This window comes from Salipiger sp. ABF4_146, from assembly GCF_056161345.1.
The window spans coordinates 12,387-32,552 of the sequence record NZ_JBSWYX010000030.1 but is presented as its reverse complement, the minus strand read 5'-3'; the positions used below and the strand labels follow the sequence as shown (position 1 = coordinate 32,552).

The following is a 20,166-nucleotide window of genomic DNA, read 5'->3' as shown; positions in this document are numbered from 1 at the left end:
CCCGGACCGGTTCCATCGACAAGGCAAAACCGACTCGCTACCACGTGGGGCAGAATGACACTGCAAGACCGGAGGTCCCGCCAGCCCATGAGATGTTTCTACGCTCCCGAGACCGAAGGTCATGACCCGCAGTTCCGCCTGACCAATGGCACCGTCGTGCGCAATGCCGAGCGCGCCGAGCGCGCCAAGTTGCTGCTGGAAGGGCTGGCGCGGGTCGAGCTGGCCGCCGAAGCCCCGCCGGAAGCCCCGCGCGCCGCCTACGAGGCGGTGCACACGTCCGAATTCCTGCGCTTTCTGGAAACCGGCTGGGACGAGTGGCAAAAGCTGCCGGGCGCCGGCCCCGAGGTGGTGCCCAATGTCTTTCCGCGCGGCGAGGTCACCACCTACCCCGAGACCATCGTCGCCCGCGCCGGCTGGCACATGTCCGACACCTCTGCGCCGATCGGGCCGAAAAGCTGGGAGGCAACCCGCCGGTCCGCCGATTGCGCCGTGGCCGCCGCCGACGCGGTGATCGACGGCGCGCCGGCGGCCTATGCGCTCTGCCGCCCGCCGGGCCACCACACCACCGCCGATGTCGCGGGCGGCCATTGCCTGATGAACGTCACCGCCATCGCCGCGCAGCGGCTGCGCACGGCGCATGAGCATGTGGCGGTGCTCGATATCGACGTGCACCACGGCAACGGCACGCAGGCGATCTTCTACGACCGCTCGGATGTGCTGATGGTGTCGGTGCACGCCGAGACGTCGAACTACTATCCGTTCTACACCGGCTACGCACATGAAACGGGCACCGGCGAAGGTCAGGGCTTCAACCTCAACCTGCCCCTGCCCCGCACCACCACCACGCCCGGCTGGCTCGCCGCCGTGGACGATGCGATCGCGCGGATCAAAGCCTATGCCCCGGGCGCGCTGGTGCTCAGCCTCGGGCTGGACGCGCATGAGAACGACCCCCTTGACGGGATGAAGGTCAGCTTCGATGGTTTCGCCGAAGCCGGACGCCGGGTTGCCGCGGCGGGGCTGCCAACGGTGATCGTGCAGGAAGGCGGCTACCTCTCGCCGGACCTGCCAACCTCCCTCGCCGCCTTCATGGGCGGCTTTCTCGGCAAGGACCCGCGCGCGGCCTGACAGCACGCATCTGGAATTCGGAGACAGAAGATATGAACAAGATCCCCAACTCGCTGCACGCTTCGGACATCGCGCACAGCATGCATCCCTACACCAACATGCGTCTGCATGAGGAACAGGGGCCGATGATCATCACGCGTGGCGATGGCGTCCACGTCTACGATTCCGAAGGCAATGAATACATCGAAGGGCTCGCCGGTCTGTGGTCGGTCGCCGTCGGCTTCTCGCAGCCGCGCCTTGTCGAAGCGGCCACCAAGCAGATGGCCGAGCTGCCCTACTACCACAGCTTCGCGCATAAGGCGCATGAGCCGTCGATCCGCCTGGCCGAGAAACTGGCCGAAATGACCCCCGAGGGCCTGGACCGCGTGTTCTTCACCAACTCCGGCTCCGAAGCGAACGACACCGTCATCAAGATGGTCTGGTTCTACAACAACGCCCTTGGCCGCCCGGAGAAGAAGAAATTCCTCGCCCGCAACAAGGCGTATCACGGCATCACCATCGCCTCGGGCTCGCTGACCGGCCTGCCGGCGAACCACAAGGATTTCGACCTGCCGGCGATCCCGGTGACCCATCTGACCTGCCCGCACTACTGGAAGTGGGCCGAGGACGGCGAGACCGAGGCCGAGTTCACCGCGCGCCTGCTGAAAGAAGCCGAGGACACCATCCTTGCCGAAGGCCCCGAAACCATCGCCGGTTTCATCGGCGAGCCGGTGATGGGCGCTGGCGGCGTGATGACCCCGCCCGAGGGCTACTGGCCGGGCATCCGCGCGCTCTGCGACAAATACGATATCCTGCTGGTCTCGGACGAGGTGATCAACGGTTTCGGTCGCTGCGGCACGCCCTTCGGCTGCGAGAAATACGGCTTCACCCCCGACATCATGGTGACCTCCAAACAGCTCACCTCGTCCTACATGCCGCTTGCCGCGATCATCGTGAACGACAAGGTCTACAACGCCATCGCCGATCACACCGCCAAACTGGGCACCTTTGGCCACGGCTTCACCGCCTCCGGCCACCCTGTCGCCTGCGCCGTGGGTCTTGAGAACCTCAAGATCATCGAAGAGCAGGACCTGATGGGCAATGCCGCCCGCCTTGAAGCCAAGTTCCAAGAAGGTCTGCGCAAGTTCGCCGATCACCCGCTGGTGGGCGAAGTGCGTGGCGTCGGGCTGATCGCCGGTCTTGAACTGGCCAAGGACAAAGAGAAGCGCCAGAGCTTCGAGCCCGCCGGCAAGGTGGCGCCTCAGGTGGTGAAATTCTGCGCCGAAGAGGGTCTGATCCTGCGCGCCGTCTACGAGACCGTGGCGCTCTGCCCGCCGCTGATCCTCTCCGAAGACGACATCGACCGGATCCTCGCACGGCTCGGCAAGGCGCTGGACCGCGGTTGGGACTGGGTGCAGGCCGAAGGTCTGGTCTGACACAGCAGGTCGGCGCGGGGTTGCATCGCGTCGCCACGCACCGACTCGCACCTTAGAAAGCGATCAAAGGGCGCCTTCTTGGCGCCCTTTTTGTTGGCTTATTGTCGGCGTGCACCGCCGCCAGCACCCTAAGCTTGGCATCTCCGGTCGAAATTGCGACAAGAATTGGCCGGAAGACATGTTAAGCTGTGTCATTCGCTCTATTACGCATTCAATTTAAAACATACATTCCGATGGATCACTTGCTCATTTCATTCTCCTCGACCAATGACCTCCGATGACCAGTAAACAGGCCCAACTTGATGCGGCTTTGACCCGCATTGCCGCCGCCATCGACCGCGACTCCAGCGTTCCGGTGCCGCAGCAACTGCGCGGCGCGCTGGAATTCGGCATCGCCTCCGGCCAGCTTCCGATTGGCGCCCGCCTGCCCTCGGTGCGCAGTATGGCGCGCAAACTCAGCCTGTCGCCGGTCACCGTCAGCAACGTCTATGTGGCGCTGCAGGACGCTGGCCACCTCGAAGGGCGCGTGGGCTCTGGCACCTATGTCAGTCGCAACGCGCCGGTGGCCGACCCCGAGAAGTTCCAAGCGCTTGAACAGGCGATCAGCGATCTCGTCGCCCTCGCCCGTGACTGCGGCATCAGCCGCGCCGATCTTGCCACGCGGATCGGCATGGACAAGCCAAGCGGCGACAACGCCCTGCGGCTGCTGATGCTGGGCAATTTCACCGCCGCCACCCGCGACTATGCCGCCGAGGTGCGCCCCTACCTGCCGCTTGGCGACAGCATTGAAACCGCGCTCCTCGACGATATCGGCAAGGCGCCGCCGCGGGCCTACGATCTGGTTCTGACCCCGCGCACGCTGCTGCCGCAGGCGCGGGCCCTGTTCCCGGACACCGAAGTGATGGGCATCACCCTGCTGCCAAACGAGGCCACGCGCGTGGCGCTGGCGGCGATCCCGCCGGATGCGATGGTCGTGGGGTATTCGTATTTCCCCACCTATGTATCGATGATGAAGGCCAATATGGCGCGCTATGCGCCGCATTTGACGCGGCTCGATATGGTGGTGCGCGGCGATGCCAGCGATGCGGCGAGCGCCCGGCTCCTCAATGCCGATGTGATTGTCTATGCCACCGGTGCCGAAACGCTCGCGGCGCATCTGCGCCCCGGGCAAAGCGCGTTCGAATACCGCCACACACCCGACGCACAGGAGCTTCGCGAAGAACTTCTGCCGTTGCTTGAAGCCTGTCGGCGCAAGGCGGCGGCGGCGTCGCGCCCCAAACCGTCGCACGCCTGAGCCAGATCCCGCTTCGCCATCAAATGCAAAAGGGCGGCGCCGTTTCCAGCGCCGCCCTTTTCACATGGTCAAAGACCGTGTCGCTCAACGATAGGCGTGCAGCATTCCGTCGCCCGACACGACATAGAGCGTACCGCCCGAGACGATCGGACGGGTGGTCGCGCCATCTTCGATCGGCGTCGTCCCCACCAGTTGCCCGGACGCCGGATCGAAGGCGCGTAGCACCCCGTCCGACGAGGCGATGATCAGCCGTCCGCCCGCAAGGATCGGGCCATGATGCACGAAGGCGCTGTCGCGGCGCTTCTGCGGGCGACGGACCGGCTCGTAGCCCGGCATGTCCACCGCCCAGACCTGCGCGCCAGTGTCGGCATCGAGCCGCACCAGTTGGTTCTGATCCGAGACGAGGAAGACCGAGTCGCCAACCGGCCAGACCGCATCAAGCGCGCCCATGCGCGCGGTCCACTGCCGCTCGCCGCTGGCCAGATCCAGCGCCACCAGCCGGCCCGAGTGGTTGCCGACAAAGACCTTGCCGCCCGCGATCAGCGGGTCGCCGGTGATGTCGGTGATCGACGCCAGCGCGCTGCCGGTGCGGCTGCCCGCCACGTCGACGCTCCAGCGCCGCAGACCGCCCTGACGGAATGCCGCCTGCACCGCGCCCGAGCCGAAGGCAAAGACCACGATCTCGCCGTCGGTGGCCGGAGCCGGTGCCCCCGCGACATTGTTGTAATCCTCGGGGTAATCGATGCGCCAGCGGACGCGGCCGGTGTCGGCCTCGATCGCCCAGCCGACGGAATCGCCCGAGGTGAGATAGACCAGCCCGCCCCGCACCGTGGGGGCGCCGGTGGCGGTGCCACCCAGTTGCTGGGTCCAGACCTCTGCGCCGGTGGCGGCGTCGAGTGCGGTCACCTTGCCGAAACCCGACGCAACGTAAAGCCGGTTGCCCTCGACCGCGAGACCGCCGCCCTGTGCCTGTTTCGCCTGATCGCGGCTCGGCACCATGCTCTTTTGCCACAGCATGCGGCCATCGGTGCCCACGGCGCTGACCGTATGCGCCGAATCCATGGTGAAGATGCGTCCGCCTGCGGCCACCGGATCGACGTTGAGCCGCGCGCGCTTGCTGTCACCCGCCCCGATCGACGTGGCGAAGACCTCGCGCAGCGGCAGGCTCAGCGCGGCGTGGTCGCTGCGCGCAAAAGGCGACACGGGGCTTTGCGCCGCGATCCCGCCGGTCGCCGCGCCAAGCGAGATCGGCAGCGCGCGGTTGGCGGGGGTCGTCTCTGCCGAGCCGCCCTCGAGCACCTCGTGGACACCCAGCCGTTCGCCGGTCAGCACCGCTTCGGGCCGCTCGCAGGCGCTCAGCGCCGTCAGCCCCAGAAGCGCGGCGGAAATCGTGGTGATGCGCAAAACACTGCTCCCGTCAAACTTTGTCACTGCCGCGTCGCGGCGCGGCTCAGGCCGCATCGGGCTCGCCACCGAGCGCCACAATCAACTGCGTGGCGCGCTGGCGCAAGCCCGCGGTGATCTCGGAATCCTGCGTGATACGCTGCAGCCTTTCCAGCGCGGCAGCGCTGTCACCGGCCTTGATGTCGAGCAGCGCAAGCTGTTCCTCGGCCAGCAGACGCAGCGGCTTGCCGGGCACCGCCAGCGCCTCCAGCCGGATGCGGCGCTCGTCGTCCGACAGGCCCGAATCCGAGCGGCTGACGGCCTTGAAGGCGGCGATCTCGCGGTAAATCTCGGGGAGCCCCTCGCTTGAGGCCGCCTGTTCGAGCAGCGCCGCCGCTGCGGCCGGGTCTTCGGCGTTGACCAGTTCGCTGGCGGCCAGCATGTCGGTCACCGCCTCGGCTTCCGCGCTGGGGGCGGTGACCGCCTGCAGCGCGTCGGCACGGTCTGCCGGAGCCTCGGCGTCGATGGCGCTGCGCAGCGCGTCGCCAAAGGCCTCGGCCTGCGCTTGGCGCTGCACCGCGCTGTATTCTCGGTACGCGGCGCCGCCGACGATGGCCAGCACCACCACCACGCCGATCCAGCCATAGCGCTTGAGCAGCGCATAGAGCCGGTCACGACGCACCTCCTCGGTCACCTCATCGATGAAACTGTCGGTATTGCTCACGGGCTGCCTCGTCTTTCGAATGTTGCCCTCTCTTAACGCGGCTGGCGCAGGCTGCCAAGGCCAAGCCCACGTAGCCATTGCCACTTCCCCAACCCCGCCGAAGGCGCGGCAGAACGCCGCTTGAACGGTTTCCGAATTCTCCGTATTCTGAACTGGTCAGTTCAGTCACATCTTCGCGCGGCCCCGCGCAAATGGGGCAACCGCCCTGCCACGCTCTAGCGCGGCAGCGAACACGGGAAGCCCAGTATGAGACTTATCTCCATTCTCACTGCCCTTGCGGTTGCCGCAGCGCTTTATGCGTTGGTGCTCGACCGCGAGCGGCTGATGGGCTGGGCGCGCGGCGGCGCGCCTGCCGATGAGCAAACGACCGCTGAGGCTGAGGCTACCGCCGCCAAGCCCGAAGATGACGATACGGAAGCCGCGCAAAGCGGCGCTGTGGCGGTCATGGCCCGCCATTCTCAGGCGCAGGAGATCGATGACGCGGTGCTGCTGCGCGGCGAAACGCAGGCCTCACGCGAGGTGGAGGTGCTGGCCGAAGCCGGTGGCCGGGTGATTTCCGAACCGATCCGCAAGGGCACCATGGTCGAGGCGGGCGAGGTGCTGTGCAAGCTTGACCCCGGCACCACCGGCGCGGCGCTGATCGAGGCGGAGGCGCGGCTGGCAGAGGCGCGCGCGCAGCGTCCGCAGGTCGAGGCCGCGCTGCCCGAGGCTGAAGCGGTTCTGGCGCAGGCGCAGGCCGCCGTGGCCGAGGCCGAGATCAACCTCACCGCGGCGCAGGAACTGTCGCAGGGCGGCTATTCCTCACGCACCACCGTTGCCTCTGCCGAGGCCAAGATGCGCTCTGCCGAGGCCAGCGTGCGCAGCGCCGAGGCCGGGCTGGAAGCGGCCCGCGCCGGAACGGACAGCCTCGAGGCCTTGATCCAAAGCGCCGAAGCCGCCGTCGCCAGCGCCCGCAAGGCAGTGCAGAACCTGACCATCACCGCCCCCTTCGCCGGGGTGCTGGAAAGCGATACCGCCGAGTTGGGCCTGCTGATGAGCACCACCGGCAATGCCACCTGCGCGCATATCCTGCAACTCGACCCGATCCGGCTGGTGGGCTACGCGCCAGAGGCCGATATCACGCGGGTGAAGCTGGGCGCGCGCGCCGGGGCGCAGATCGCCGGAAAGATGTGGCAGGGCGAGGTCACCTTCGTCTCGCGTCAGGCCGATGAGACCACCCGCACCTTCCGCATCGAGGTTACCCTGCCCAACCCCGATCTGATCCTGCGCGCCGGGCAGACCGCGCGCATCCTGATCGCCGCCGATGGTGCCATGGCGCATTTGCTGCCGCAGAGCGCGCTGACGCTGAATGATGATGGCCGCATGGGGCTACGCATCGTAAGCGCCGAGCAGACCGCACAATTCGTTCCTGTCAGCGTGCTGCGCGACACGCCCGAAGGGGTCTGGGTGGCTGGGCTGCCCGATGAGGTGGATGTCATCACGCTCGGGCAGGAATATGTCACTGATGGCGTGCCGGTGGCTCCGAGCTATCAGGAGATCATCCCCGAGGAGATCAGCCAATGACCGGCATCGTCGACTGGGCCGCGCAGCGCGCCCGGATGGTGCTGGCGTTCATTTTCCTGTCGATCACAGCCGGGGCCTTTGCTTACGCCACGCTGCCCAAAGAGGGCGAGCCCGACATCGAGATCCCCGCGCTGTTCGTTTCGGTGCCCTTCCCCGGCATCTCGGCCGAGGATTCCGAGACGCTTCTGGTCAAACCGATGGAGACCGAGCTTTCCGACATCGACGGGCTCGACAAGATCAGCGGCGTTGCGTCGGAGGGCTATGCCGGGGTCGCCATGGAGTTCGAGTTTGGCTGGAACCGCTCGGAAACCATGGCCGAAGTGCGCGACGCGATGACCAAGGCCGAGGCGAAGTTCCCGGAAGGCGCCGAGCAGTATTCGATCAACGAGATCAACTTTTCGGAATTCCCGATCATCATCGTCTCGCTGACCGGCCCCCTGCCCGAGCGCACCATGGCGCAGGTCGCCAAGGACCTGCAGGACCGGGTGGAGGCGCTCGACTCGGTGCTTGAGGCGGGCATCGCCGGCAACCGGGACGAGATGCTGGAGGTGGTGATCGACCCGCTGAAGCTCGAAAGCTACAACGTCACCGCCAACGAGCTGATCCAGACCGTCCAGAACAACAACCAACTGATCGCCGCCGGGGAAGTGCGCACCGAACAGGGCACCTTCTCGGTGAAGATCCCCTCCAGCTTCCGTGAGGCGCAGGACATCTTCGATCTGCCGATCAAGGTCAACGGCGACCGGGTGGTCACGCTGGGCGATCTGGCGGACATCCGGCTCACCTTCGAGGACCGCACCGGCACCGCGCGTTTCAACGGCGACACGGCGGTGGCGCTGCAGGTGGTCAAACGCAAGGGCTACAACCTGATCGACACCGCCGCATTGGTGCGCCAGACCGTGGCCGACGCGCAGGAGGGCTGGCCCGACGAGCTGCGCGCCACGGTGGTCGTCGAGGAAAGCAACGACCAGTCGCGCATCGTGGATTCCATGGTCAGCCAGCTTGAAGGCGCGGTGCTGACCGCCATCGCGCTGGTGATGATCGTGGTGCTGGGCTCGCTCGGCACCCGCGCCGCGCTGCTGGTGGGCTTTGCCATCCCCACCTCGTTCCTGCTGTGCTTCGTGCTGCTGGCAGTGATGGGCATCACCATCTCCAACATCGTGATGTTCGGGCTGATCCTTGCGGTGGGCATGCTGGTGGATGGCGCCATCGTGGTGGTGGAATACGCCGACAAGCGCATCACCGAGGGCGTCGGCCCAATGCACGCCTATGTGGAGGCGGCCAAGCGCATGTTCTGGCCGGTGGTCAGTTCCACCGCCACCACGCTCTGCGCCTTTCTTCCGATGCTGTTCTGGCCCGGAGTGGCGGGGGAGTTCATGGGCATGCTGCCGGTGACGCTGATCTTCGTGCTGTCGGCCTCGCTGATCGTGGCGCTGGTCTACCTGCCGGTGATGGGCGGCGTGTCGGGGCGATTTTCGCGCATGCTGCACAACGCCTCTCTGGGGCTGCGCAAGACGGTGCGCACATGGCCCGCGCGCGCCGCGCTGGTGCCCGTCGCTCTGGCGGGCATGCTGCTTGGTGCGCTGCTGGTGCTGAACCCATCGCTGCTCGGCTTCACGCTGATCGAAGGGCGCGGCGCGCGGATGCCGGGGATCGTGCTGTTCCTGATCTTCGCGGTGATGGCCTCGATCACCCTCGACGCCGCGCAGATCGAGCGCAAGCGCACCCGCGTGCGCAAGACCTACCGCCGCACCCTCTTTGGCCGGGTGATCGCCTTTGTCACCGGCAACCCGGTGATGCCGCTGGTGACCATCGGCGGCGTGATCTTCTTTGTCGTCTCGGTCTTCGGCTACTACGGGCAGAACAACAACGGCACCGAGTTCTTCACCGAAAGCGAGCCCGAGCAGGCCATCGTCTACGTGCGTGCCCGCGGCAACCTCTCGCTGGCCGAGAAGGATGCGCTGGTCAAACGCGCCGAAACCATCGTGCTGCAGCACCCGGGCATCGAGACGGCCTTTGCCTTTGCGGGTGACGGCGGGCTGGAATCCAACACCGGCGGCGCGCAGCCGCCTACCGACACCATCGGGCAGATCCAGCTTGAAGTCGTGCCGTGGGAAGACCGCCGCAACCTGCCCGAACTGGATGGCGATATCGTGCTGGCCGAGCTGACCGACCAGCTTGCCACCATTCCCGGGATCGAGACCGAAATCCTCAACCTCGCCATGGGGCCAGCTTCGGCCAAGCCGGTGCACCTGCGGCTCAAGGGCGACAACTGGGAAGACCTGCTGGTCGCCGCCGGCACCGCCCGCACGCGCTTTGACGAGGCCGCCGGGCTGCGCCTGATAGAAGACACACGCCCGCTGCCCGGAATCGACTGGCAGATCGACGTCGACGTGCAGGAGGCCGGGCGCTACGGCGCCGACGTGGCGACCGTGGGCGCAATGGTGCAACTGGTCACCCGCGGCGTCACGCTCGACACAATGCCGGTGGACAGCTCGGACGAAGAGATCGACATCCGCGTCCGCCTGCCCGAAGAGAACCGCGTGCTGTCCACCCTCGACAACCTGCGTGTGCGCACCACCGAGGGGCTGATCCCGCTGTCGCATTTCATCACCCGCACGCCCGTGCCGAAGCTGGCCGAGATCAACCGCGAGGGCCGCAAGCGCCACTTCGACGTGAAGGCCGGGGTGGATGAGGGGCTGGTGAAATTCTCGTCCGGCGGCGAGGTGCTGGGCTATGGGCGCGAGGTGGTCGCGGGCACCGAAGGCGCGGTGACCCTGCGCGGCACCGCCTATGACGTGACCCGCACCGAGCCGGGTGTGGCGCAGACGGCCATCGCTGAAGCGGCGCAGGCGGGCACGCTGACCTCCGTCCCGGTCACCGCAAACGAGCGCATCGCTGCGCTGACCGCATGGTTGCAGCAGGCGCCCCTGCCCGATGGCATCAGTTGGGAATGGACCGGCGATCAGGAGGAGGAAGCCGAGAGCCAAGCCTTCCTCACCCAAGCCTTCGCCGCCGCGCTGGGACTGATGTTCATCATCCTGCTGGCGCAGTTCAACAGCTTCTACAACTCGGTGCTGGTGTTGCTGGCGGTGATCCTGTCGACCGCGGGTGTCTTCCTCGGGATGATCGTGCTGGACCAAACCTTCTCGATCATCATGTCGGGCACCGGTGTGGTAGCGCTGGCCGGGATCGTGGTGAACAACAATATCGTGCTGATCGACACCTTTCAGGACTACGCGCGCTACATGCCGCGGCTCGAGGCGATCGTGCGCACCGCAGAGGACCGCATCCGCCCGGTGCTGCTGACCACGATCACCACGATCGCAGGCCTCTTCCCGATGATGATCGGCCTCAGCCTCGACTTCTTTGGCGGCGGCTACACGCTCAACGCGCCGACCTCGCTGTGGTGGAAACCGCTGGCCTCGGCGGTGGTGTTCGGCCTGGCAGTGGCGACAATTCTGACGCTGGTGTTCACCCCCGCGATGCTGGCGCTGCGGGTCTGGCTTTCGACCTACGCGCATTGGCTGGCACGGCTGCTGGCCATCGCCTCTTTCGGGCGCGGCAGCCGGGCGGCGCGGGACTGGGCGCTGCAGCGCGAGGCGCGCAAGGTGAAGGCGCCGCTGATCCTCTGGGACGACCCAGAGGCGACAGGCAACGGGCCGGGCGCCGCAAGCTCCATGCGTGCGGCAGAATGACCTTGCCCATGGCAGGCGGGCGCGCAGCCCCTATATAAATCGGCGGGCGCCGCGTCGGCGCCCGCCCATGACCGGGAGCCGCACCTTGAAGCCGTTGCTGATCGCCCTCGCCCTTACCGCTGCAGGCACCACCCTGCCCGGCCCGCTTGCCGCGCAGATGAAGGGCTGTGTTGCCGACAAGAACGGCATAACCCGCTGTCCCGGCCCGTCGACCTTTTCCACCGACCATCTGGGCATCACCCGCGAGCGCCGCGCCGCACCGCAGACCACCGACAAGAACGGCATTGTGCGCGACAACATGGGCGGCGGCTATTTCATCGCCCCCGGCGACCCCACCGCCGACCGAGGCGGCACGATCAGCCCCACGCGTCCGCCCAGCACCACTCGGCGCGGCAATCAAAGCTGTACGACGGACAAGAATGGCATCACCCGCTGCGAGTGACCGGCCCTGAGCCGACAGCCGCGCCCCCCTGATCTTACCGCACAAAAAAGCCGCCGAAGGACCCCTCCGGCGGCAGCAATCTGAAATCATGACGTTCGGTCAGTCGGCGGCGGGCGCGCCTTCGGCCTGCTCGGCCTCTGCCGCCGGGACCGCGGCCTGCCCGGCCTCGGGCTCCTCGCCGTTCAGCGCATAGGACAGCCACCACACCAGCAGGATCGCGACGACGGCAAGGCCACCCCACATGCCCCACAGCGGGCCACGGTGCTGACGTTCCTGTTTTTCGACATTCGTATCGGGTGCGGACATGGGTTTTCTCCTCCGATTTTGCAAAGCGGCCCGGCCGGCCCGAGGGAAAGGGCCGGCCGGGATCAATCCGGTGTGCCATCCGGACTTTCCGCGAGGCGGGCGGTTGCCGCGCCTCTCTCATGGGCATAACGTCCGGCCAAAGCGCCGGTTCCATAACCGCGACAGCCCTCCACCCCAAAGGCCAGGAGACGCCCATGAAGGACGCAAGCCCCCAGACCATCTACCTCAAGGACTACACCCCCTTCGGCTGGACCGCCGAAGAGGTGCATCTGACCTTCGTGCTTGCGCCCAAGGCCACCCGCGTCCGCTCGCGCATCCGCTTTGCCCCCAACCCCGACGCGCCGAAGCAAGAGTTCTTCCTGCACGGTGAGCAGCTCAAACCGATCTCCTTCGCCATCGACGGTGCGCCGGTCACCCCCGAGATCACCGACACCGGCCTCACCTGCGCCGTGCCCGAGGGCGCCTTCACTTGGGAGTCCGAGGTCGAGATCGCGCCAGTGGAGAACTTCGCGCTCGAAGGGCTCTACATGTCGAACGGCATGTATTGCACGCAATGCGAGGCCGAGGGCTTCCGCAAGATCACCTTCTACCCCGACCGCCCCGACGTGATGTCGGTGTTCACCGTGCGCGTCGAGGGCGACGAGACGGTCAAACTGTCGAACGGCAACCCGCAGGGCAAGGGAGAAGGCTGGGCCGAGTGGCACGACCCGTGGCCCAAACCCGCGTACCTCTTTGCGCTGGTGGCGGGCGATCTGGTCAACCACCCCGGCAGCTTCACCACCATGTCCGGCCGCGAGGTCGAATTGAACCTCTGGGTGCGCCCCGGCGACGAGGGCAAATGCGCCTTCGGCATGGAAGCGCTGAAAAAGTCGATGAAATGGGACGAGGAGGTCTATGGTCGCGAGTACGACCTCGACATCTTCAACATCGTCGCGGTCGATGATTTCAACATGGGCGCGATGGAGAACAAGGGGCTGAACATCTTCAACTCCTCCGCCGTGCTCGCCTCGCCCGAAACCTCGACCGACGCCAACTTCGAGCGCATCGAGGCGATCATCGCGCATGAGTATTTCCACAACTGGACCGGCAACCGCATCACCTGCCGCGACTGGTTCCAGCTGTGCCTGAAAGAAGGGCTGACGGTGTTCCGCGATGCGCAGTTCACCTCCGACATGCGCAGCGAAGAGGTGAAACGCATCTCCGACGTGATCGACCTGCGCGGTCGCCAGTTCCCCGAGGATCAGGGCCCGCTTTCGCACCCCGTGCGCCCCGAGAGCTTTCAGGAGATCAACAACTTCTACACCGCCACCGTCTACGAGAAAGGCGCCGAGGTGATCGGCATGCTCAAGACGCTGGTCGGGGACGATGCCTATGCCAAGGCGCTCGATCTCTACTTCGAGCGGCACGACGGGGATGCCGCCACCATCGAGGACTGGCTGAAGGTCTTTGAAGATGCCACCGGGCGCGATCTGACGCAGTTCAAGCGGTGGTATTCGCAGGCCGGGACGCCGCATGTGGCTGTCTCCGAGGCCTTCGAAGATGGCACCTACACGCTGACCCTCAAGCAGCACACGCCCCCCACCCCCGGCCAGCCCGACAAGGCGCCGCAGGTGATCCCGGTGGCGGTCGGCCTGCTGTCGCCGAATGGCGACGAGGTGGTGCCGACCAAGGTGCTGGAACTGACCGAGGCCGAGCAGAGCTTCACCTTCGAAGGGCTGTCGGCCAAGCCGGTGCCCTCGATCCTGCGCGGATTCTCGGCGCCTGTGGTGCTGGAGCGCGAAACCTCGAAGGACGAGCGCGCCTTCCTGCTGGCGCATGACACCGACACGTTCAACCGCTGGGAAGCGAGCCGTGATCTGGCACGCGAATGCCTCGTGGCGATGATCACCGAGGGCGCAGAGCCCGACACCGCATGGCTCGACGGGCTGGAGGCGGTGATCCGCGACAGCGCGCTCGACCCGGCCTATCGCGCGCTGATGCTGGGGCTGCCGACGCAATCGGAACTGGCGCAGGTGCTGCACCAGCGCGGCGTGACCCCCGATCCCGATGCGATCTGGACCGCCACCGAGACGCTGAAGAAGACCCGCGCCGAGCGCTGGTCGGCGCTGCTGCCGCAGCTTGCCGAAGAGGCCAAGGTCACCGCCCCCTACCAACCCGACGCCGAACAGTCCGGCAAGCGCGCGCTTGGCTCCGCCGTTCTGGCGCTGACCAGCCGGCTCGACGGCGGCGAGGCGGCCAAAGCGCAGTTCGACAGCGCCGACAACATGACGCTGCAACTTTCGGCGCTGGCGTGTCTGGTGCAGGCCGGTGCGGGCGAGGACGCGCTGGCGAAGTTCCGCGCCCAGTGGAACGGCGACCGGCTGGTGATGGACAAGTGGTTCGGCCTGCAGGTCGCGGCCTCCGGCCCGTCGGAAACCGCCGACCGCGCCAAGGCGCTGACCGAGGATCCGGACTTCGACATGAAGAACCCCAACCGCTTCCGCGCAGTGATGGGCGCGCTGGCAATGAACCACGCGGGGTTCCACCGGATCGACGGCGCGGGCTACCAGCTGCTGGCCGATTGGCTGATCAAGCTCGACGAGAAGAACCCGCAGACCACGGCACGCATGTGCTCGGCCTTCCAGACATGGAAGCGCTATGACGAGACGCGCCGCGGCCTGATGAAAGCGCAGCTGGAACGCATCGCCGCCAAACCGGGCCTGTCACGGGACGTGACCGAAATGGTCACGCGGCTGCTTTCATGAGCCGGCTGCTGCTGGTCACCGGCGGCAGCGCTGGCATCGGGGCGGCAACCTGCCGCCTCGCCCCGGCGCGCGGCTGGGAGCGTGTCGTCGTCCACTATGGCCGCGACAAGGCCGGCGCCGAGCGCGTCGCCGAAGAGGTCCGCGCGCAGGGTGCCGAGGCGCATGTGGTGGGCGCCGATGTCTCGGACCACGCGCAGGTGGCGCAGCTCTTTGCCGAGCTGACCGCGCTGGCGCCGGGACCGCTTGATCTGGTCAACAACGCCGGGATCGTCGCGCCCACCGGCGCGCTTGCCGATCTCACGCCAGAGCGGGTGCGCCGGGTGTTCGAAGTAAATGTCCTAGGCGCCATCGAGGTGGCGCGGCAGGCGGTCTCTTACATGCGCGCCCATGCCGGCGGCGGCATCGTCAACGTCAGCTCTGTGGCGGCGCGTCTGGGATCGGCCCGGCAGTATATGGACTATGCCGCCAGCAAGGGCGCGATCGACACGTTCACGCTTGGCCTTGCAGATGAACTGGCCCCCGAGAACATCCGGGTCAACGCCGTGCGGCCCGGCCTGATCGAGACCGAGATCCACGCCAAGGGTGGCGAGCCGGACCGGCTGACACGCATCGGCCACACGCCGCCGCTGGGCCGCGCGGGCACCGCCGACGAGGTCGCCGAGAGCATACTATGGTTGCTGTCGGACCGCGCTGGCTATGTCACCCGCACGCTGCTGGACGTGGGCGGCGGGCGCTGATCTGCCAGATACGCCGGCGGCAGAGATATGCCGCCGGTGACACCTGCACAGCGCGGTCGCGGCGTCGCCCCGCGCGTCATTCCTCCTGAATGGTCGAGAGATACTCGATCAACGCCAGAATGCGGGTCCGCACGTAGGCTTCCGTCTGGGCTGGACCGAAATCGTAATCCTCGCCGGAGTCGTTCACCCGTGCCCGGTAGCGCTGGCCCCACACAGGCATGTCGCGCGCGCCGTGGATGCTTACGTCCTCGCTGCCTTCTATGACCTCGTAAACCCGCTGCACCGGGAAGACGCCGTCATTGTTCTTTTGCAGCATCGTCAGCACGGGCAAAGTCTGCGTGTCCAGAAAGGTTGCAATCGGGCCGTCACCTTGACCTTTGGCACCGTGGCAGGCCGCGCAGCTGTTCATATATTCGAACTCGCCAAGGCTCATGTCCGCACTCAGCCCCGGACCGGCGCCAATGGTCAGGCTGGCGCAGGCCGCGCCCGCCATCAAGATGGATTTACACATGGAGTTGCACATGGGGTTTCCTCCTCTTGCCCTGTCACACAGGGTGGGCCGAAGGATACCCGCTCGGTGGCATGCGCCCGTTGCGCGCGGTCAATTTCGGGAGGCCCTGAGGAGCCCCTGCACGGCCGCAAGGCCCAAACGCAAAACGGGCGGAACCATTTCCGGCCCCGCCCGTTTGCACCTTGAAGCGATCTTCAGCAGATCAGTCTTTGCCGTCAATCAAACGTCCCTGCGTCGAGAAAAACGCATGGGCGTAGCTCGCATCCAGCGAGCGCGAATGTTCCAGCGGGCTGGTCGCCGGACCGGGCTCGTTCGCCGCCATGATCCCGGGCAGCAAGCTCACCGGGCGTTCGACCGGGCGCAGCGAGCGGCCCATGCCGGTGCAATATGCCTGCGACCGCGTCCAAGCGATCATGTCCTCGCGCTTTTTGCGCGAATGAAACGGGCCCCAGTCGGCAGCGACGCCGCGCATGTTGTGGCTGACCACGCCATCGCGCGCCACGGTGCGGGCCATGATCCGCAGGCCGCACGACAGGTTGGCACGCGGGTTCTTCAGCGCCGAGACGCTGGTCGCCTGACAGCCGTAAAGCCGCGCTGTCGAGGGCAGGATTTGCATCAGGCCGATCCATTTGCCGCCGCCACCCACAGCGGTCGGGCGGAACGTGCTCTCGTGCTTCACCAGCGACGAGACGAGGCCGAGCCAGAACGCCTCGCGCTGCTCGCGCGATCCGCTTTCATAGGCCGGGCACCACGTGTCGATATCCGCCGGCACCACGTCGGTCAGCGCGTTGGCCGGGCCGCGCAGCGACGACAGCACCGCCAGCGACCACGTGCTGCGCCCGCCCGAGGTGCCCCAGCGCGCCTTTGGGATTGTCACGCGGCGCGCCAGAGGACGCGGCGAAACGGAGACCGCCTGCAGCGACTCCGGAGCGTCGGGCATCGCATGCGGCGAGACCCGGGGCATCGTCGGCTCCGCGACGGCGAGCGCCGCCTGCGCGGGACCGGTGTTGGCCTGAGCCACCGATGCAACCGATGGCACGATCATGAGCGCCGCGAGGGCTGGAATGAAACGGTTCAGCATGCGGCGAAACTTGCCCATCCCGGACATTTCCGACAAGCCCACGGGCGCCCGATGCGCGACGGATCGCCGATTAACCGAGGAACCGTTTGAATCTTCGATGGATTTTTGCCCACAGCAGGGTGGTAGCGCTGGCTAAACGTCGAACAATTCGCCATTCCATGAGCGGAAGCACGCCGCCGCTGCGCCCGAATCTCGCCGCATGATGACCACCATGCCCAAGGATCAGCCCGCTCCGCAGCCGCACTCTCTGCCAAACTCCGCGCCCACGCGCGCACCTTTGCTTGCCCGTCTCGGCAGGCTGGCAGGTGGTTTGCAGCCCGACGCCGCGCCGCCTTGCGCCGCGCGCAAAACCGCTGCGCCGACGATCGAGGTGCCGCTGCGCAGCCCCGCGCCGGAAACCCACGCGCGCGAGGCGTACCGACAAAAGGCCAGCCGCCTCGCCCGTCAGGAGCGTTGGGATGCGTTGACAGACATGCTGCGCGAGGCCGACCTCGGCCGCGCGCGCACCCTCGGCGGCATGCCCGTGGCGCGCCTGCTGTGCGAAGGTGCCGCGACCGACCGGCTCGCCTGTGCGCGCAGGTCCGCGGCGCGCGGCGATGCCGAGGCCACCCGCCGCATCCTGCTTGATTGGGCCGCTGCCCTCGGACCAACCGTGCACGCGCCATGGCGGGCGCTGCTACTGGCCAGCGCGCATATCGAGGTCGCGGCACTCTGGCGCGGCACGGAATGCACCGCCGATCCGGCCCCGTTGCGTCGTGCCGCCGCGCTGGATCATCTGGAGGCCGCGCTGATGGCGTTGCGCCCGCACGATGCCCCTTCGCTCGGGTCTGCGGCGCTGGCGGCGGCGCGCTGCAAGGTGGTGGAGCTTCTGCCCTCGACCCCGGTGCGACTTGCTGCGGACTACGAAGCGCTTATCGCTGCCGAGCCCGCCTGCCCACCGCATCTGCGCGCCTACGGCGTCGATCTCTCCCCCGCGCGGTTCGGCACATGGCCCGCGCTCGACCGGGCGGCGCGGCGCATGGCGATGCTGACCGCCGACCATTGGGGCAGCGGCGCCTACGCTTGGATGTGGTGGGATGTGCTGGCACGCCAGCCCGGCGGATTTGCGCATGTGGATGCCGAATATTTCGTCGCAGGGCTGCACGACATCATGCAGGCACGGCCTAGCCAGAAACCTGGTCAACAACCGGAGCAACAACCGGGTCAACACATGGCCAATAAGCTCGCCGCCTATTGCGGTCTTGTCCTCGCCAAAGCCGCGGCGCCCGGCTCGGCACGTGCGCGCATCACCGGCTGTTTCGACTGGATCGTTCAAGACCACCTGCGCGAGATTCATCCTGAGGTCTGGGCCGCCGCCCGCCCCCTGCCCGGATGCCCCGATCCCGGCGTCGCCGCACAGATCGGAACCAGCCGCGCCCGCTCGGCTCTGGCCGAACATTTCGCCGCTGACGTGGCGCGCGGACGCAGCGTGATCTTCACCGAATCCGGGATCCGCCTGAAGCCTGCCCCGGGCGGCGCCTGCACCCTTGCCCCCTGTCCCGCTCTGGCGTATCCCCGTCGCAACCTGAGAGACGAGGACCCCCCATGCTTGACCTGAGCTTCGAGCCCCCCAAACCCAAGGTCATTGCCGGCGCCAAACACGATTGGGAGCTGGTGATCGGGATGGAGATTCACGCCCAGATTTCCACCGAGGCAAAGCTGTTCTCCGGCGCCTCCACCCAGTTCGGCGCCGAACCCAACTCGAACGTGTCCTTCGTGGACGCGGCGATGCCCGGCATGCTGCCGGTGATCAACGAGTACTGCATTGAACAGGCTGTGCGCACCGGGCTGGGACTGAAGGCCGAGATCAATCTGAAATCCGCCTTCGACCGCAAGAACTACTTCTACCCCGACCTGCCGCAAGGCTATCAGATTTCGCAATTGTACCATCCGCTGGTGGGCGAAGGCGAAGTGATCGTCGACATGGAGCCGGGCATCGCCCGCAAGGTGCGCATCGAACGCATCCACGTCGAGCAGGACGCCGGCAAATCGATCCACGACATGGACCCGTCGATGTCTTTCGTCGACCTCAACCGCACCGGCGTGGCGCTGATGGAGATCGTCAGCCGCCCCGACATCCGCGGCCCCGAGGAAGCGGCGGCCTATGTGGTCAAGCTGCGCCAGATTTTGCGCTATCTGGGCACCTGCGACGGCAACATGCAGAACGGCAACCTGCGGGCCGATGTGAACGTCTCGGTCTGCCGCCCCGGCCAATACGAGAAGTATCAGGAAACGCAGGACTTCAGCCACCTCGGCACGCGCTGCGAGATCAAGAACATGAACTCCATGCGCTTCATCCAGCAGGCCATCGACTACGAGGCGCGGCGCCAGATCGCCATCCTCGAAAACGGCGGCTCGGTGGATCAGGAGACCCGGCTTTACGATCCCGACAAGGGCGAAACGCGCTCCATGCGTTCGAAGGAAGAGGCGCACGACTACCGCTACTTCCCCGACCCCGACCTGCTGCCGCTGGAAATCGAACAAGGCTGGGTGGACGACATCGCCGCCTCGCTTCCGGAACTGCCGGACGAGAAGAAGACGCGCTTCGTCAAAGAGTTCGGCCTGTCGGAATACGACGCCGGCGTGCTGACCGCCGAAGTGGTGAACTCGGCCTATTTCGAAGAGGTGGTCACCGCCTGCAACGACGGCAAGCTGGCCGCCAACTGGGTGATCAACGAGCTTTTCGGCCGCCTCAAGAAAGAGGGCCACGACATCACCGAAAGCCCGGTGTCTCCGGCGCAGCTGGCGGGGATCATCGCGCTGATCAAGAAGGGCGACATCTCGGGCAAGATCGGCAAGGACGTCTTCGAGATCGTCTACACCGAAGGCGGCGACCCGGCGCAGATCGTCGAGGAAAAGGGCCTCAAGCAGGTCACCGACACCGGCGCGATCGAAACCGCTGTGGACGAGGTGATCGCGGCCAACCCGGCGCAGGTCGAAAAGGCCAAGCAGAATCCCAAGCTGGCGGGCTGGTTCGTCGGTCAGGTGATGAAAGCCACCGGCGGCAAGGCCAACCCCAAGGCGGTCAACGAGATAGTCGCGGCCAAGCTGGGCCTCTGAGCGCACCGCACGGCAAAGAAAACAAAGGCCGCCCGATCCGGGCG

General features: G+C 66.7%; 15 protein-coding genes. 10 read left to right on the top strand and 5 right to left on the bottom strand.

Annotated features, from left to right (window positions below):
- Nucleotides 1–87: 87 nt before the first annotated feature.
- From ACXAJT_RS25230 to ACXAJT_RS25220, 3 genes are all read left to right on the top strand, one after another.
- Nucleotides 88–1,125: a histone deacetylase family protein gene (locus tag ACXAJT_RS25230; protein ID WP_475241041.1), complete on the top strand. Its 1,038-nt coding sequence runs from the start codon at nt 88–90 to the stop codon at nt 1,123–1,125.
- A gap of 32 nt (nt 1,126–1,157) precedes the next feature.
- The gene (locus ACXAJT_RS25225) at nt 1,158–2,540 is read left to right on the top strand and encodes an aspartate aminotransferase family protein (RefSeq protein WP_475241039.1); all 1,383 of its coding nucleotides are present in this window, start codon (nt 1,158–1,160) and stop codon (nt 2,538–2,540) included.
- Between the two features lie 277 nt (nt 2,541–2,817).
- Entirely contained in the window at nt 2,818–3,834 is a 1,017-nt protein-coding gene (locus tag ACXAJT_RS25220) for a GntR family transcriptional regulator (RefSeq protein WP_475241037.1), read from the top strand.
- A gap of 84 nt (nt 3,835–3,918) precedes the next feature.
- Here the strand turns inward: ACXAJT_RS25220 and ACXAJT_RS25215 are convergent, their stop codons facing one another.
- Together ACXAJT_RS25215 and ACXAJT_RS25210 are read right to left on the bottom strand one after the other, a co-directional pair.
- Nucleotides 3,919–5,238: a PQQ-like beta-propeller repeat protein gene (locus ACXAJT_RS25215; protein ID WP_475241035.1), complete on the bottom strand. Its 1,320-nt coding sequence runs from the start codon at nt 5,236–5,238 to the stop codon at nt 3,919–3,921.
- A 46-nt stretch (nt 5,239–5,284) separates the two neighbouring features.
- The gene (locus ACXAJT_RS25210; RefSeq protein WP_475241032.1) at nt 5,285–5,941 is read right to left on the bottom strand and encodes a hypothetical protein; all 657 of its coding nucleotides are present in this window, start codon (nt 5,939–5,941) and stop codon (nt 5,285–5,287) included.
- Nucleotides 5,942–6,187: 246 nt separating this feature from the next.
- Between ACXAJT_RS25210 and ACXAJT_RS25205 the strand changes: the two genes are divergently transcribed.
- The 3 genes from ACXAJT_RS25205 (at nt 6,188) to ACXAJT_RS25195 (ending at nt 11,644) form a co-directional block, all read left to right on the top strand.
- A complete protein-coding gene (locus ACXAJT_RS25205) occupies nt 6,188–7,504 on the top strand; it encodes an efflux RND transporter periplasmic adaptor subunit (RefSeq protein WP_475241029.1) in 1,317 nt (438 codons plus the stop codon).
- Entirely contained in the window at nt 7,501–11,202 is a 3,702-nt protein-coding gene (locus ACXAJT_RS25200; protein ID WP_475241027.1) for an efflux RND transporter permease subunit, read from the top strand. Before ACXAJT_RS25205 ends, ACXAJT_RS25200 begins: the two co-directional genes overlap by 4 nt.
- Before the next feature lie 67 nt (nt 11,203–11,269).
- Entirely contained in the window at nt 11,270–11,644 is a 375-nt protein-coding gene (locus ACXAJT_RS25195) for a hypothetical protein (protein WP_475241025.1), read from the top strand.
- 99 nt (nt 11,645–11,743) lie between these two features.
- On the opposite strand, the gene ACXAJT_RS25190 is transcribed toward ACXAJT_RS25195, so the two are convergent.
- A complete protein-coding gene (locus ACXAJT_RS25190) occupies nt 11,744–11,950 on the bottom strand; it encodes a hypothetical protein (RefSeq protein ID WP_475241022.1) in 207 nt (68 codons plus the stop codon).
- A gap of 194 nt (nt 11,951–12,144) precedes the next feature.
- Between ACXAJT_RS25190 and pepN the strand changes: the two genes are divergently transcribed.
- Nucleotides 12,145–14,694 (top strand): aminopeptidase N, encoded by a 2,550-nt coding sequence (pepN, locus tag ACXAJT_RS25185; RefSeq protein WP_475241021.1) that lies wholly within the window; start codon nt 12,145–12,147, stop codon nt 14,692–14,694.
- Nucleotides 14,691–15,431, top strand: a complete 741-nt coding sequence (locus ACXAJT_RS25180) for an SDR family oxidoreductase (RefSeq protein WP_475241018.1) — start codon at nt 14,691–14,693, stop codon at nt 15,429–15,431. Before pepN ends, ACXAJT_RS25180 begins: the two co-directional genes overlap by 4 nt.
- Before the next feature lie 76 nt (nt 15,432–15,507).
- On the opposite strand, the gene ACXAJT_RS25175 is transcribed toward ACXAJT_RS25180, so the two are convergent.
- Together ACXAJT_RS25175 and ACXAJT_RS25170 are read right to left on the bottom strand one after the other, a co-directional pair.
- Complete coding sequence (locus ACXAJT_RS25175) at nt 15,508–15,942, bottom strand: c-type cytochrome (RefSeq protein WP_475241014.1); 435 nt, start codon at nt 15,940–15,942, stop codon at nt 15,508–15,510.
- A 202-nt stretch (nt 15,943–16,144) separates the two neighbouring features.
- Entirely contained in the window at nt 16,145–17,041 is an 897-nt protein-coding gene (locus tag ACXAJT_RS25170) for a lytic transglycosylase domain-containing protein (protein WP_475241012.1), read from the bottom strand.
- A gap of 181 nt (nt 17,042–17,222) precedes the next feature.
- Here ACXAJT_RS25170 and ACXAJT_RS25165 point away from each other — a divergent pair, with 181 nt between their 5' ends.
- Nucleotides 17,223–18,620, top strand: coding sequence for a hypothetical protein (locus tag ACXAJT_RS25165; protein WP_475241010.1), 1,398 nt, complete (start codon nt 17,223–17,225; stop codon nt 18,618–18,620).
- A complete protein-coding gene (gene gatB / locus ACXAJT_RS25160) occupies nt 18,608–20,122 on the top strand; it encodes an Asp-tRNA(Asn)/Glu-tRNA(Gln) amidotransferase subunit GatB (RefSeq protein ID WP_475241006.1) in 1,515 nt (504 codons plus the stop codon). The genes ACXAJT_RS25165 and gatB overlap by 13 nt, the downstream gene beginning before the upstream one ends.
- Nucleotides 20,123–20,166: the final 44 nt, after the last annotated feature.